Raw genomic sequence first — 12337 nt, forward strand, 5'->3', positions numbered from 1 at the left:
GACGCGCCGAGGGACAGGAAGTTGCTGGCGACATATCCTGACAGTCCAGTCCCAAACGGCGGTCGGAAGAAAAAATCATCGCTGCCACCGGCCCTGCCCAAAAAGCCCCATGAACCTCCCGCGAGGCGGGGGTGGGCGACGAGAGCGAGCCGAGAGGCCCGCAGAAGCGGCGGGCTGCACCCGCAGGGGCGAAATGGAATGGAGCAGCGTGACGAAGCCGGGCTTGCAGCGCGCTGTGGCGGGCCACTTCCCCGATCAGGGTCGCCAGACAACCGTCGAGCACGCCACGCTCGATCCAGCGATAATAACTCCGCTTGGGCATCGCGACCGCGATGATGGTGCTGGCTGACGTTGTTGTGGCCCAGGATCAAGCTGATTGCGGTTGAGGTGCTACGCCGCTGATTTGCGGTGGCTTGCCAATCAACGGCAGCAGCTATCCTTGCCGTCGGCCTGGACCGGCGGACACGACACGGTTCCATAGGAACAAAATACGCAGCAATCGCCCGGCTTGGGCTTGAGCACCATACCGCAACCCTTGCAGTCGTAGAAGAACTGGCACGCATTGGTCGGCATGGTCTCGGTCGCCTGATGCCCACAATGTGGACAGGTGAGCGTGGAGCGCAGTTCGATCGCGGCGTCAGGCATAACGGTAGCCAAGATAGAGCAGCACGACGCCGACCAGCAGGCCAGCAAAGGTGAATATCCGGACCGCCGGCGGCGTGCAGACACCGTCCGGTCCGCAACGCGATGCCGCAACCTGCTGCCGCCCGAGCAAGACCGCACCGAACAGGAGGAACAGCGCGCCGACGATCAGAAGCGGCGTGCGGAAGGGCGCAGTTGCGACCGCGATGCCGGAAAGCCAGGCGACGCCGAGTCCGGCTGACGTGAGCAGGATCGGGAGCGCGCAACACGAGGCGACGGCGAATGCCGCCGCAATCCCGCCGAGTGTGAGGGAGGCGGCACCGATACCCTTGGGGCGGGGTTGAAGAGGTTGCGACATACGAATCCTTGTGCGTGACCGAACCGAGCGATACCATCTGTAGCAACTACAGACTCAAGCGGAATCTTCATGCCGGCTTCAGAAACGATACCGATCGGCGAACTCTCACGCCAAACGGGCTGCAACATCGAGACGATCCGCTATTATGAGCGGATCGGCGTGCTTCCTGTCCCGATCCGACGCGGGCGTTATCGCCATTACGGTGCAGGCGACGTGCGCCGTCTGAGCTTCGTTCGCCGAGCCCGTGAACTCGGCTTCTCGATCGAGGCGATCCGGACGTTTTTGACGCTGGCTGAGGGTGGCGCGCAGTCGTGCCAGCAAGCGCACGATCTGGCAAAGGACCATCTGGCAGAAGTGCGCTCGAAGCTTGCCGACCTCGAACGGATGGCGAGCGTGCTGACGAGGGCGGTGCAGGCCTGCGAACGCGGCGACAATAGCGGCTGCCCGCTGCTCGAAACCCTCGCCGAGGTGACCCCGTCAGCCGCACCCTCAGACGGCTGAACGCACCTCATACCAGAGTCGCGTGCGCTTCACGAGTCCAACGACCGAAAGCATAACCGGGACCTCGACGAGCACACCCACGACGATCGCGAGCGCAGCGCCCGAGCCCAGGCCGAACAGGCTGATCGCGGCAGCGACGGCCAGCCCGAAAACGTTGGACGCACCGATCAACGCGGCGGGTGCAGCGACGCACCCGATCGGCGATCATGGCAGGCAAAGGCCCAAGCTTGACGGCGGCATCGTCGAGCGTCCGTGTGATGCGCGGTCCCGCCGGCCCGCCATCAGTGGAATAGAGAATGATGAATGGCCGATGTCGGGAAAGCAGCCAGTCGGAAATCGGCAATGACGCTGAGCAATCCGGCGACAGGAACGGTCCATCGGGCGAAAGGGGTTTGACAATATTCCATATATCCGTGAGTAAGGATATATGGATACCGAATCGAGCCTATCAGCCCTGAGCGCACTGTCGCAATCCACGCGACTGGAAATCTTCCGCCTGCTGGTGCGCCACGAACCGGACGGGCTGCCGGCCGGAGACGTCGCGCGGCATCTCAATGTCCCGCAGAACACGATCTCGGCCCATCTCGCCACCCTGACGCGGGCTGGCCTGCTGACCTCGCAGCGCCATAGCCGTGTGATTGTCTATCGTGCCTGCCTGCCGCGCCTGCGGGAACTGATGCTGTTTCTCGTCAAGGACTGCTGCGGGCGAAGCCCCGAACTCTGTGAGCCACTGGTTGCAGAACTGTCCTCCTGCTGCCCATCCGAGTGAGCCCCCCAATGACCGATCGCGTCTTCAATGTCTTGTTTCTGTGTACGGGTAATTCCGCACGTTCAATCTTGGCCGAGAGCATCCTGCGCAAGGATGGTGCCGGCCATTTCAGAGTCTTCTCCGCCGGAAGCCATCCCAAGGGGCAGGTCAATCCTCTCGCCTTGAAAGTACTGACGAGCTTCGACTACCCGACCGAGGGGCTGCGTTCCAAGCCCTGGGATGAGTTCGCTGTTGCGAACGCTCCCGTTATGGATTTCGTTTTTACCGTCTGCGATGACGCCGCAGGAGAAGTCTGTCCGGTATGGCCAGGAAAACCCATCACGGCCCATTGGGGCATTCCCGATCCGAGTAGTGTTTCGGGAACCGATGCCGACCGGGAACGCGCGTTCGTCTCGGCGTTCAAGGGTCTGAAGAATCGTATTTCCCTGCTTGTCGCGTTGCCGATCGCCAAGCTTGAGACTGCCAGTCTGGTGACGAAATTGCGCGACATTGGCACCGAGACAACCGGCGTTACGATCTATCACAACCCGGATTGCGGTACATCGCGCAATACACTTGCCCTGATCCGCAATGCGGGGATCGAGCCGACCATCATCGAATACCTCAAAACTCCGCCATCGCGCGCCGAACTGGTCAGTCTCATCACGCGCATGGGAATCTCGGTTCGCGATCTCCTGCGGCGCAAGGGCACGCCCTATGATGCGCTTGGCCTCGACAATCCATCCCTGACCGATGACGACCTGATCGACGCCATGATGGCGCATCCAATCCTGATGAACCGGCCGATCGTCGTCACCCCGCTCGGTGTTGCGCTCTGCCGTCCGTCCGAGGCGGTACTGGACATCCTGCCCAACCCGCAGCGAGGCGCTTTCGTCAAAGAGGACGGCGAGAAGATCGTCGATGAATCCGGAAAGCGGATCTCCTGATGCTGGCTCTTCTGCTTTTCGTTGCCACGCTGGTTTTTGTCATCTGGCAGCCTCGGGGGCTGGGCATCGGCTGGAGCGCCATGACAGGTGCCGCCGTGGCCCTGGCGGCTGGCGTGATCCACTGGCACGACATTCCTGTCGTCTGGCACATCGTCTGGGACGCGACCTTCACCTTTATCGCGCTGATCGTCATCTCGCTGTTGCTGGATGAGGCCGGGTTCTTCCATTGGGCCGCCCTGCACGTCGTGCGCTGGGGCAAGGGGCGAGGCCGGACGCTATTCCCGCTGATCGTGGTGCTGGGAGCGGCCATTGCGGCTGTGTTCGCCAATGACGGCGCGGCCTTGCTGCTCACGCCCATTGTCATCGCCATCCTCACGCAGCTTCGCCTCAGTCCTGCTGCGGCGCTGGCCTTTATTATCGCCACTGGCTTCGTCGCGGATACCACCAGCCTGCCGCTTGTCATCTCCAACCTGGTGAACATCGTCAGCGCCAATTTCTTTGGCATTGCGTTCGATCGCTATGCCGCGATCATGGTCCCTGTCGATCTGGTGGCGCTGGGCGCGACGCTGGCGGTGCTTTGGCTGCGGTACCGGCGGCAGGTACCGGCGACTTATCCCGTGGCCGAACTCCCCGCCCCGGCCACGGCGATCCGGGATCATGCCGTGTTCCGCGCCGCGTTCCCATTGCTGGCGCTGGTCCTGGCCGCGTATTTCCTGACCGCCCCGTTCCATATCCCAGTCTGCATCGTGGCAGGTCTTGCGGCTGGGGCTCTCCTGATCGTCGCCGGGCGGGGACACGTCATTCCGGTCCGTACAGTGCTGCGCGGCGCGCCGTGGCAGATCGTGATCTTCTCGCTGGGCATGTATCTGGTGGTGTATGGCCTGCGCAATGCCGGGCTGACTGACTATCTCGCGACCGCGCTGGTCTGGCTCGGCCATCAGGGAACATTCACGGCCACGATCGGCACCGGCTTTCTGGCGGCCCTTCTCTCGTCGGTCATGAACAACATGCCGAGCGTGCTGGTGGGGGCGCTGGCGATCCAGCAGGCTCACGACATCACACCGCTGACTCGCGACCTGATGGTCTATGCCAATGTCATCGGCTGTGACCTCGGCCCCAAATTCACCCCGATCGGCAGTCTCGCCACGTTGCTATGGCTGCATGTGCTGGCATCCAAGAAGCATCGGGTCACATGGGGGCAGTATATGAAAGTCGGACTGGCGATCACCCCGCCTGTCCTGCTGGTCACGCTCGCGGCGTTGGCCCTGTGGCTGCCCTGGATCAGCCACCTGTAATGCACGAATGGACCGATATCACAATGACTGAACCTGACTTGCCGGCCCTCCACCCCGAATATCTTGAACGGGTCGATCTCGCGCGGCTGGAACCGCAACCGCGTGTGGACCATCCGCCGCGTATCCTTCTGCTCTTCGGCTCTTTGCGTCCCCGATCCTTCAGCCGGTTGCTGGTGCTTGAGGCAGAACGCATCCTGAAGGTGCTGGGGGCCGAGACACGGGTGTTCGACCCGACCGGCCTGCCGGTAGCGGATTCCGTGCCTGCGACCCATCCGAAAGTGCAGGAACTGCGGGACCTCTCAATCTGGTCGGAAGGCCAGGTCTGGTGCAGCCCTGAACGGCACGGCAACATGACGGCAGTATTCAAAAACCAGATCGACTGGTTGCCCCTCACCGAAGGCTCGATCCGCCCGACGCAGGGCCGCACGCTGGCGGTCATGCAGGTCTCGGGCGGATCGCAGAGCTTCAATTCCGTCAATGCCCTGCGGGTGCTGGGCCGGTGGATGCGGATGTTTACCATCCCCAACCAGTCCAGCGTGCCAATGGCCTATACGCAGTTCGGTGACGATGACCGGATGAAGCCGTCCCCCCTCTATGACCGGATGGTGGATGTCATGGAAGAGTTGGTGAAGTTCACATGGCTTTTGCGCGACCGGGCCGACCACCTCGTGGATCGCTACAGTGAACGCAAGGCGGAATTTCGTCTCCCGGAAAGTCTGTGAGCCGGGCAATGGCGGAACCGTTCGATGTCGTGATCGTGGGCGGCGGTCAGGCAGCGCTCGCCGCGTCCTATTTCCTGCGCCGGACCGGGCTGACCTACGTCATTCTGGACAACGGGACGCAGGCGGGAGGGGCATGGGTCCACGGCTGGGACTCCCTGCATCTGTTTTCACCCGCGTCCTACAGTTCACTGCCCGGCTGGCCGATGCCCGACACGCCCGATGGCAGCTACCCCACCCGCGACGAGGTGCTGGACTATCTGTACCGGTATGAGGCGCGCTATGCGCCGCCGATCCACCGCCCCGTATCGGTCGATCGCGTGGAGCGCGCGGAAGGAAAACTCCTGAATGTCCGGACGAACACAGGTGATTTCCTCAGCCGTGCGGTTATCGGGGCGACCGGTACGTGGTCAGCCCCTTTCATTCCCGATGTCGCGGGGCATGACCTCTTTGGCGGGACGCAACTCCATTCCAGCCATTACCGGAATGCCGCGCCCTTTGCTGGCCGGCGTGTGCTTGTGGTGGGAGGCGGCAATTCCGGGGCGCAGATCCTGGCGGAGATGTCGCTTGTCGCCCAGGCAACATGGGTCACGCTGCATGACCCCGTCTTCTTGCCCGATGACGTGGATGGACGGGTTCTGTTCGAGCGGGCGACCGCTCGCGTTCTCGGCGGCCCGTCGGCCATGCCTGCCGGCGGTTTTGGCGATATCGTCATGGTACCACCTGTGCGCGCCGCCATGGAGCGAGGCGTGCTCCACGCGGTGCGCCCGTTTGTACGTATGACCGCAACGGGCGTCGTCTGGCCCGACGGGCGGGAAGAAGCCATCGACGCGATCATCTGGTGTACCGGCTTCCGACCCGCGCTCTCCGCATTTGCGCCGCTCGACGTGATCGAGCCGGACGGGCTGATTCGCGTTAACGGACAGCAGGCCGTCAGGGAGCCACGTCTCTGGCTGCTGGGTTATGGATCCTGGTGCGGCCCCGCATGCGCCACCCTGCTGGGGGCAGGCCGCGTCGCACGATCTATGGTCAGGCAACTGGCGGCCTGGCTTGCGTCGCCGACACAGGATGTCCGATTAACGAAGAACTGAATGGATATTCCGGCGGCCGGGGCGCGACTACGACCGTCCGTTTGCCGCGCGCAGCGGCCAGCATAGAACTTGCTATCAACCACGAACTTTAGGCACTTCACACGATCCGATATCCCTGCGGATAAAGAAATCTCACGCGACGACTGTCGTTTTATTCTGATTGTTCGTATCGTACTCTGCGAGAGTGCTGCGCAATGCCTTGAGGGACGCAACCGTATCTTTCACATCGCCGATGCCGTTCGTTTCCTGATAGTTGATCATTGTATCAAGCAAGGAATAGGCATTGAGATTGCCGGTGGATGACTGGCGAAGCTGGCCGCCATTGACGCCTTGGAGTGCCCATCCGTCCAGTAGTGAGAGTTCACCGCTTTGACGGAGAGTAATTTTCCCCTGATCATAAAGTTCTGCATTCACGTCTTGCAGGTTCGATGCGGAAATGTTGCTGAAGTCAAGGGACGAAGATTGCAGAATTCCTGTCTTTTCTGTTGCGGCTCCTGATGAGGATTGTGTCGCATTGCCGATAATCGAAGATATGCCGCTGATGCGCATTTTCAGTCCTTTCCCATGGAGAGACAGAGGCCGAAGACCTCACCTGCATGATGTCCGATGTTCTCTTCTGTCTATGTCATTTCACCGTTGTCGCCAACCATGGCGTTTGAATCCCACACTAACCTTCCTGTGCGGTAGATGTCGGTCCGTCAGGATCCGGCCGATCATCAGTAATTTCAAAATCTGTACACGCGTTCGATCCATGAAGAAGACATAGAAGTGCATCAGGAACGGCCTCATTGATAATGCTGCCAAACCGCGCGCGAAGATGCTGTTTTATCCAGAATTTGACTATCTGATCCTCAGAATCGATGTCCATCTCCGAATACTTTCTATGACCGTTCAGTGAATTAAGTCACGGTCCTGCGGCCCCAACGTCGTGAGGTGATCCACGATATTTCGTACATTCATCCAGAATTGCGCGCTGTCTCTATGACCCGCCTCAACACATCGCAACACATGCGCATGAGCTTTGTTCCACGCTCCACTCCATCCGAAGGAACGGATCAAGGCGTCTGCCATGTCTGACGCACAACACGCATTGGAAATTTCGTCATCTTTTTCTATCGCCAATCCGCTCTCCGCCTCGCACGACATGACGACGACGGAAGCGAATTGAGGGCGTGACTCCCCGTTACCCGCCTGGCGTCGGGCGGGTCGAAAGGTGTTTTGCACTGGGCGTAGCCACCTCCTGCCTATTCCCCTGCTGAGAACAGCCAAGGCTGTTCACCGCAGGACCATAGGTCCGGGTGTTCTATTCGGCAGGCCACCCGACATAGGAGGCCGCCCAGTTGCAAAAAGCGTTTCGACACGCCGATTTCAGAATAACACATGGGATATCCCCGTGTCACCCTCCGTAAGCACACGTGCGCACAGCACCTTCGCGATGTATATCCGTCAATTCAACAAGAATTTTGGAAACCAACAGAGTATTGGTTAATGAAGTCGCAGCATTTCAGGCGCCGGCCAACACGGCCTTCACAAGGCACAGCACTCTGTTATTCTTTCCCAGAGAAATGAAAAGTCTCTTTGTGCAATAATACTATGATTTTTCACATATTTTCCATCCGAAGGCAGGCTGCGCTGCCGATCGTCCATTCCTCATTGTCATTGCCGTCACCGTGCTTTTGAAGCTCAGCCCTATGTCCGAATCGCCTGCTACCGGTGTGTCCCAGGATCGGCTGGGCGGACCTTGTCCGCACAGCGCAAGTATTTTTTCGCTCTGGTTTGCCCGGCTGCGAACAACGCTTAAAAGCACTTGAACGCAGGAATCCGCCGTTCCTTCCTCCTCTAAAAGGGAGGGCTCCCGATGTCGGGCACCAAGATTCTTTGGGGGCAGATCATCGTCGTCTTGGCGATCATCCTGCTGACCATGTGGGCTGCGACCGAATGGATCGCTTGGAAGCTGGCCTTCCAGGCCGAACTCGGGCGACCCTGGTTCATAATCCTGCGGTTTCCATTCTACTTGCCGCCCGCGTTCTTCTGGTGGTGGTATGCGTATGACGCCTATGCGCCGGAGGTCTTCGCACGGGGTGCCTATATCGCCGCGTCGGGCGGCATCCTGGCTGCGCTTACTGCGATCGGCCTCTCGGTCTGGCGGGCGCGCGAGGCGAAGCGGATCGAGACATATGGCTCGGCCCGTTGGGCTGACGCCAAGGAGATCGCCCAGGCCGGTTTGCTTGACCCCGACGGCGTGGTACTAGGCCGCTATCGTCGAGAGTACCTGCGGCATGACGGGCCAGAGCACGTCCTGACCTTTGCACCAACGCGCAGCGGCAAGGGTGTCGGCATGGTCATCCCCACGCTCCTGACCTGGCCCGGTTCGGCCATCGTCCACGACATCAAGGGTGAGAACTGGGAACTGACGGCGGGATTCCGCGCCCGTTTCGGCCACGTCGTGCTGTTCGATCCAACCAATGCAGCCTCCGCGGCCTACAACCCGTTGCTGGAGATCCGGCGTGGGGAGTGGGAAGTCCGTGATGCCCAGAACGTCGCCGATATCCTCGTCGACCCGGAGGGCAGCCTGGAGAAGCGCAACCATTGGGAGAAGACTTCGCACTCCCTGCTGGTCGGCGCCATCCTGCACGTCCTCTACGCCGAGCCCGACAAGACCCTGGCCGGTGTCGCCAATTTCCTGTCGGACCCGAAGCGCCCCATCGCCACCACGCTGTCAGCGATGATGCGGACGAAGCATCTCGGTGACGCCGGTCCGCATCCCGTCGTGGCCTCGGCCGCGCGCGAGTTGCTGAACAAATCCCCCAACGAGCGCTCGGGTGTGCTGTCCACCGCCATGTCCTTCCTCGGCCTCTATCGCGATCCAGTGGTCGCGGAAGTGACGCGGCGCTGCGAATGGCGCATCGCCGACATTGTCGGCGCCGATCGCCCGGTGACGCTCTACCTGACCGTGCCGCCGTCGGACATCAGCCGCACCAAGCCACTGATCCGTCTGGTGCTGAACCAGATCGGCCGGCGCCTGACGGAAGACCTTGATGCCGCGGCGCGGCGGCGACGTGTGCTGCTGATGCTCGACGAATTCCCGGCCCTCGGGCGGCTGGATTTCTTTGAATCGGCGCTGGCCTTCATGGCGGGCTACCGGATCAAGAGCTTCCTGATCGCCCAGTCCCTCAACCAGATCGAGCGGGCCTACGGGCCGAACAATTCGATCCTCGACAACTGTCATGTCCGGGTGAGCTTCGCCACCAACGACGAACGGACGGCAAAACGTGTCTCCGACGCGCTCGGGACCGCCACCGAGATGAAGGCGATGAAGAACTACGCGGGCCACCGTCTTTCGCCCTGGCTGGGCCATCTGATGGTTTCGCGCTCGGAGACGGCACGCCCGCTGCTGACGGCGGGAGAAGTCATGCAGCTCCCGCCAGCGGATGAGATCGTCATGACCTCCGGCCTCTATCCGATCCGTGCGAAGAAGGCCCGTTACTTCGAGGATGCGCGCTTCCAGGAACGCATTCTGCCGCCGCCAAAGCCTACGCCCCCGAAGGATGGGTGCCCGGACGACTGGAGTAGCCGTCCCCTGCCGCCCAGGCCGCCGGCACCCGATGCGGCGGCCGAAACGCGGACAGGGGACGATGAGGAAGAAGACCCGAAGCAGTCCGCCCGACGCCATCAGCCCGAACTGGACGAAGGCACTGTCGAGAAAAAGGAGCCGTTGGAGAACGAGTTCACGCCCGATCCGGTCGATGAGTTCGACGACATCGCGCCCCGCAACAACCGGATGAACGATCTCAGGCGCGGCATCGCCCGGCAGGCGTCGCTCGACCGTGGCGATGAGCTTGGACTGTGAGGCAGACATGGCGATACCGAAAAAGAAGGCCCAGATCTCCGTCTATCTCGATCCCGATGTGATGAAGACCCTGTCTGCCTATGCCGCGCGACGCGCGCAGCCGATGTCGCTGATCGTCGAGGCCGCCGTTGCTTCCTTCCTCTCGCCCGACGGGGAAGAGCGCCGCGAGGCTGCTACATCGAAGCGCCTCGACCGGCAGGACCGACGTCTCGCGCGGCTGGAGCGCGATATCGGCATCACGGTGGAGACACTAGCGCTGTTCATCCGTTTCTGGCTGACCACGACCCCGCCGCTGCCCGAACCGGCCGCGAAGGCGGCGCGCGCGCAGGCCGGGGTGCGCTACGATAATTTTGTCGCCGCCCTCGGCCGTAGGCTGGCCCAGGGGCCAAGACTCCAGCAGGAAATCCCGGAGGATGTTTTGGACCCCGGCGCACGGGATGAACCGGAGGCGTAAAATCCGCACCCCGCAAGTATTTTTGCCCTGTGTTTCGCCGCCGTTCTACGACCTCTGAATTCTTGTTGAAACGCGCTGTTTCCAGCCTTTCTTAATGATCCCCGTCGCTGTTCGTCCGTCGCGTGCGGCCCATACGGGGGAAGGTCATGTCGGTTTCCGTCATCCATGAAGGGGCCAGAGTGCGCGGCGTGTCCATGCTGCGCACAGCGATGGGGCCGGCGATTGCCCGGCACCTTGCCGATCCCTCTGTGGTCGAGGTCATGCTTAATCCCGATGGGCGGCTGTGGATCGATCGGCTGTCAGAGGGCATGGCCAACACGGGCGAAACCATCACACCTGCCGACGCCGAGCGCATCGTGCGTCTGGTTGCACACCACGTCGGGGCTGAGGTGCATGAGGGTGCGCCCCGTGTCTCGGCCGAGTTGCCAACCGGCGAACGGTTCGAGGGATTGCTGCCGCCCGTGGTGACGGCCCCCAGTTTCGCGATCCGCAAGCCCGCCGTCGCGGTGTTCACCCTCGATGACTATGTCGCCGCCGGGATCATGACAGAAGGGCTGGCGGTGTCTCTGCGCCGCGCTGTTTCGGAACGGAAGAACATCCTGGTCGCAGGCGGCACATCCACGGGCAAGACCACGCTGGTCAACGCCCTGCTGGCCGAGGTCGCGAAAACCGGCGATCGCGTCGTCCTGATCGAGGACACGCGCGAGTTGCAATGCATGGCGCCCAATCTCATTGCCCTGCGGACCCGCGAAGGGGTCATCACGCTGTCGGATCTCGTCCGGTCCGGTCTGCGCCTGCGTCCCGACCGTATTCCCATCGGTGAGGTGCGTGGTGCCGAAGCCCTTGATCTGGTCAAGGCATGGGGCACCGGCCATCCGGGCGGCATCGGTACGCTGCATGCGGGATCAGTGCTCGCCGCTCTCTACCGTCTCGAACAACTGATCCAGGAAGCGGTGGTAACGGTGCCACGCGCCATGATCGCGGACACCATCGACGTGATCGCTGTCCTGTCCGGGCGAGGCAATGCCCGCCGGCTCTCCGAACTCGCCACCGTGGACGGGCTCGATCCCGCCACCGGCGCCTATCGCATTCATCCCTTCCAGAATTCGGGAGATTCCCAATGACCCATGCCATAATCCGCGTGCGTCGGCACGCGCCCGCCATTTCCGCCATGTTGCTGCTTTCGGTCGCATGGTGTTCCTCGGCCCTGGCGTCCGGGTCGGACATGCCGTGGGAAACGCCCCTGAACGAGATCCTGCAATCCGTGCAGGGACCGGTCGCCAAGATTATCTCGGTGATCATCATCACGGTCACGGGTCTGACCCTGGCGTTCGGGGAAACATCGGGTGGGTTCCGCCGCCTGATCCAGATCGTCTTCGGCCTGTCGATCGCTTTTGCGGCGTCCAGCTTCTTCCTGTCGTTCTTCTCCTTCTCGGGCGGGGCGCTGATCTGATGGCGGGATACGACGATGACGCGGTGCCGGGCTTTCATGTCCCGGTGCATCGCTCCCTGACCGACCCGATCCTGTTGGGTGGCGCTCCCCGTGCCGTGGCCATCGCCAATGGCACGCTGGCGGCGGCCATAACACTCGGCCTGCGTCTCTGGCTGATCGGGGCCGCCTTCTGGATCGTCGGCCACGGGCTGGCGCTCTGGGGCGCGAAACGCGATCCGCTGTTCATCGAGGTCGGGCGGCGGCATCTCCGCTATCCCGCCTGGCTGCGGGCATAGGGGA

General features: G+C 62.0%; 16 protein-coding genes and 1 pseudogene. 13 read left to right on the forward strand and 4 right to left on the reverse strand.

What is annotated here, in order from left to right; all coding sequences use genetic code 11:
- Window positions 1-208: 208 nt before the first annotated feature.
- Complete coding sequence (locus tag GVI59_RS11165) at window positions 209-349, forward strand: hypothetical protein (protein ID WP_155723214.1); 141 nt, start codon at window positions 209-211, stop codon at window positions 347-349.
- A 71-nt stretch (window positions 350-420) separates the two neighbouring features.
- Here GVI59_RS11165 and GVI59_RS11170 read toward each other — a convergent pair whose 3' ends face one another.
- The gene (locus tag GVI59_RS11170; protein ID WP_081107315.1) at window positions 421-645 is read right to left on the reverse strand and encodes a GDCCVxC domain-containing (seleno)protein; all 225 of its coding nucleotides are present in this window, start codon (window positions 643-645) and stop codon (window positions 421-423) included.
- Window positions 638-1000, reverse strand: coding sequence for a mercuric reductase (locus GVI59_RS11175; RefSeq protein WP_062497130.1), 363 nt, complete (start codon window positions 998-1000; stop codon window positions 638-640). Before GVI59_RS11175 ends, GVI59_RS11170 begins: the two co-directional genes overlap by 8 nt.
- Before the next feature lie 69 nt (window positions 1001-1069).
- Here GVI59_RS11175 and GVI59_RS11180 point away from each other — a divergent pair, with 69 nt between their 5' ends.
- On the forward strand, window positions 1070-1501 hold the full coding sequence (locus tag GVI59_RS11180) for a MerR family transcriptional regulator (protein ID WP_062497128.1): 432 nt from the start codon (window positions 1070-1072) through the stop codon (window positions 1499-1501).
- Here GVI59_RS11180 and GVI59_RS11185 read toward each other — a convergent pair.
- The gene (locus tag GVI59_RS11185; protein WP_062497126.1) at window positions 1490-1672 is read right to left on the reverse strand and encodes a hypothetical protein; all 183 of its coding nucleotides are present in this window, start codon (window positions 1670-1672) and stop codon (window positions 1490-1492) included. The two genes, GVI59_RS11180 and GVI59_RS11185, sit on opposite strands and share 12 nt — an antisense overlap.
- A 256-nt stretch (window positions 1673-1928) precedes the next feature.
- Between GVI59_RS11185 and GVI59_RS11190 the strand changes: the two genes are divergently transcribed.
- The 6 genes and pseudogenes from GVI59_RS11190 to GVI59_RS11210 all read left to right on the forward strand — a co-directional run bounded on the left by GVI59_RS11190 (window position 1929) and on the right by GVI59_RS11210 (window position 6301).
- Complete coding sequence (locus GVI59_RS11190; RefSeq protein WP_062497124.1) at window positions 1929-2270, forward strand: ArsR/SmtB family transcription factor; 342 nt, start codon at window positions 1929-1931, stop codon at window positions 2268-2270.
- An 8-nt stretch (window positions 2271-2278) separates the two neighbouring features.
- Window positions 2279-2617: pseudogene (locus GVI59_RS19040) on the forward strand (arsenate reductase ArsC); the annotation flags it as partial.
- A gap of 141 nt (window positions 2618-2758) precedes the next feature.
- Window positions 2759-3196 (forward strand): arsenate reductase (glutaredoxin), encoded by a 438-nt coding sequence (gene arsC / locus GVI59_RS19045; RefSeq protein ID WP_231100611.1) that lies wholly within the window; start codon window positions 2759-2761, stop codon window positions 3194-3196.
- Window positions 3196-4491, forward strand: a complete 1296-nt coding sequence (locus tag GVI59_RS11200) for an arsenic transporter (RefSeq protein ID WP_062497122.1) — start codon at window positions 3196-3198, stop codon at window positions 4489-4491. Before arsC ends, GVI59_RS11200 begins: the two co-directional genes overlap by 1 nt.
- 23 nt (window positions 4492-4514) lie before the next feature.
- Window positions 4515-5213 carry an arsenical resistance protein ArsH gene (gene arsH, locus GVI59_RS11205; RefSeq protein WP_110912971.1) on the forward strand — a complete coding sequence of 233 codons (699 nt, stop codon included), beginning with the start codon at window positions 4515-4517 and terminating at the stop codon, window positions 5211-5213.
- An 8-nt stretch (window positions 5214-5221) separates the two neighbouring features.
- Window positions 5222-6301, forward strand: coding sequence for an ArsO family NAD(P)H-dependent flavin-containing monooxygenase (locus GVI59_RS11210; RefSeq protein WP_062497120.1), 1080 nt, complete (start codon window positions 5222-5224; stop codon window positions 6299-6301).
- Window positions 6302-6433: 132 nt separating this feature from the next.
- Here GVI59_RS11210 and GVI59_RS11215 read toward each other — a convergent pair whose 3' ends face one another.
- A complete protein-coding gene (locus GVI59_RS11215) occupies window positions 6434-6850 on the reverse strand; it encodes a hypothetical protein (protein ID WP_062497118.1) in 417 nt (138 codons plus the stop codon).
- 1309 nt (window positions 6851-8159) lie between these two features.
- On the opposite strand from GVI59_RS11215, the gene GVI59_RS11220 reads away from it, so the two are divergent.
- From GVI59_RS11220 to GVI59_RS11240, 5 genes are all read left to right on the forward strand, one after another.
- On the forward strand, window positions 8160-10151 hold the full coding sequence (locus GVI59_RS11220) for a conjugal transfer protein TraG (RefSeq protein WP_173574329.1): 1992 nt from the start codon (window positions 8160-8162) through the stop codon (window positions 10149-10151).
- 7 nt (window positions 10152-10158) lie between these two features.
- On the forward strand, window positions 10159-10605 hold the full coding sequence (locus GVI59_RS11225; RefSeq protein ID WP_023979799.1) for a hypothetical protein: 447 nt from the start codon (window positions 10159-10161) through the stop codon (window positions 10603-10605).
- 194 nt (window positions 10606-10799) lie between these two features.
- Window positions 10800-11729 carry a P-type conjugative transfer ATPase TrbB gene (gene trbB / locus GVI59_RS11230; protein ID WP_031241578.1) on the forward strand — a complete coding sequence of 310 codons (930 nt, stop codon included), beginning with the start codon at window positions 10800-10802 and terminating at the stop codon, window positions 11727-11729.
- Complete coding sequence (locus GVI59_RS11235; RefSeq protein WP_035444205.1) at window positions 11726-12058, forward strand: TrbC/VirB2 family protein; 333 nt, start codon at window positions 11726-11728, stop codon at window positions 12056-12058. The genes trbB and GVI59_RS11235 overlap by 4 nt, the downstream gene beginning before the upstream one ends.
- Window positions 12058-12333, forward strand: coding sequence for a VirB3 family type IV secretion system protein (locus GVI59_RS11240; RefSeq protein WP_110912912.1), 276 nt, complete (start codon window positions 12058-12060; stop codon window positions 12331-12333). The genes GVI59_RS11235 and GVI59_RS11240 overlap by 1 nt, the downstream gene beginning before the upstream one ends.
- Window positions 12334-12337 lie beyond the last annotated feature (4 nt).

Origin of the sequence: Acetobacter sicerae (assembly GCF_011516765.1) — a bacterium.
GTDB lineage: Bacteria > Pseudomonadota > Alphaproteobacteria > Acetobacterales > Acetobacteraceae > Acetobacter > Acetobacter sicerae.

Excerpts from the sequence above, each read along its gene's own strand:
- GVI59_RS11235 (WP_035444205.1), top strand. The coding sequence starts at position 11,726 with ATGACCCATGCCATAATCCGCGTGCGTCGGCACGCGCCCGCCATTTCC.
- trbB (WP_031241578.1), top strand. The coding sequence starts at position 10,800 with ATGCTGCGCACAGCGATGGGGCCGGCGATTGCCCGGCACCTTGCCGAT.
- GVI59_RS11225 (WP_023979799.1), top strand. The coding sequence starts at position 10,159 with ATGGCGATACCGAAAAAGAAGGCCCAGATCTCCGTCTATCTCGATCCC.
- arsH (WP_110912971.1), top strand. The coding sequence starts at position 4,515 with ATGACTGAACCTGACTTGCCGGCCCTCCACCCCGAATATCTTGAACGG.
- GVI59_RS11180 (WP_062497128.1), top strand. The coding sequence starts at position 1,070 with ATGCCGGCTTCAGAAACGATACCGATCGGCGAACTCTCACGCCAAACG.
- GVI59_RS11175 (WP_062497130.1), bottom strand. The coding sequence starts at position 1,000 with ATGTCGCAACCTCTTCAACCCCGCCCCAAGGGTATCGGTGCCGCCTCC.
- GVI59_RS11240 (WP_110912912.1), top strand. The coding sequence starts at position 12,058 with ATGGCGGGATACGACGATGACGCGGTGCCGGGCTTTCATGTCCCGGTG.
- GVI59_RS11210 (WP_062497120.1), top strand. The coding sequence starts at position 5,222 with ATGGCGGAACCGTTCGATGTCGTGATCGTGGGCGGCGGTCAGGCAGCG.
- GVI59_RS11200 (WP_062497122.1), top strand. The coding sequence starts at position 3,196 with ATGCTGGCTCTTCTGCTTTTCGTTGCCACGCTGGTTTTTGTCATCTGG.
- GVI59_RS11220 (WP_173574329.1), top strand. The coding sequence starts at position 8,160 with ATGTCGGGCACCAAGATTCTTTGGGGGCAGATCATCGTCGTCTTGGCG.
- GVI59_RS11190 (WP_062497124.1), top strand. The coding sequence starts at position 1,929 with ATGGATACCGAATCGAGCCTATCAGCCCTGAGCGCACTGTCGCAATCC.
- GVI59_RS11215 (WP_062497118.1), bottom strand. The coding sequence starts at position 6,850 with ATGCGCATCAGCGGCATATCTTCGATTATCGGCAATGCGACACAATCC.
- GVI59_RS11170 (WP_081107315.1), bottom strand. The coding sequence starts at position 645 with ATGCCTGACGCCGCGATCGAACTGCGCTCCACGCTCACCTGTCCACAT.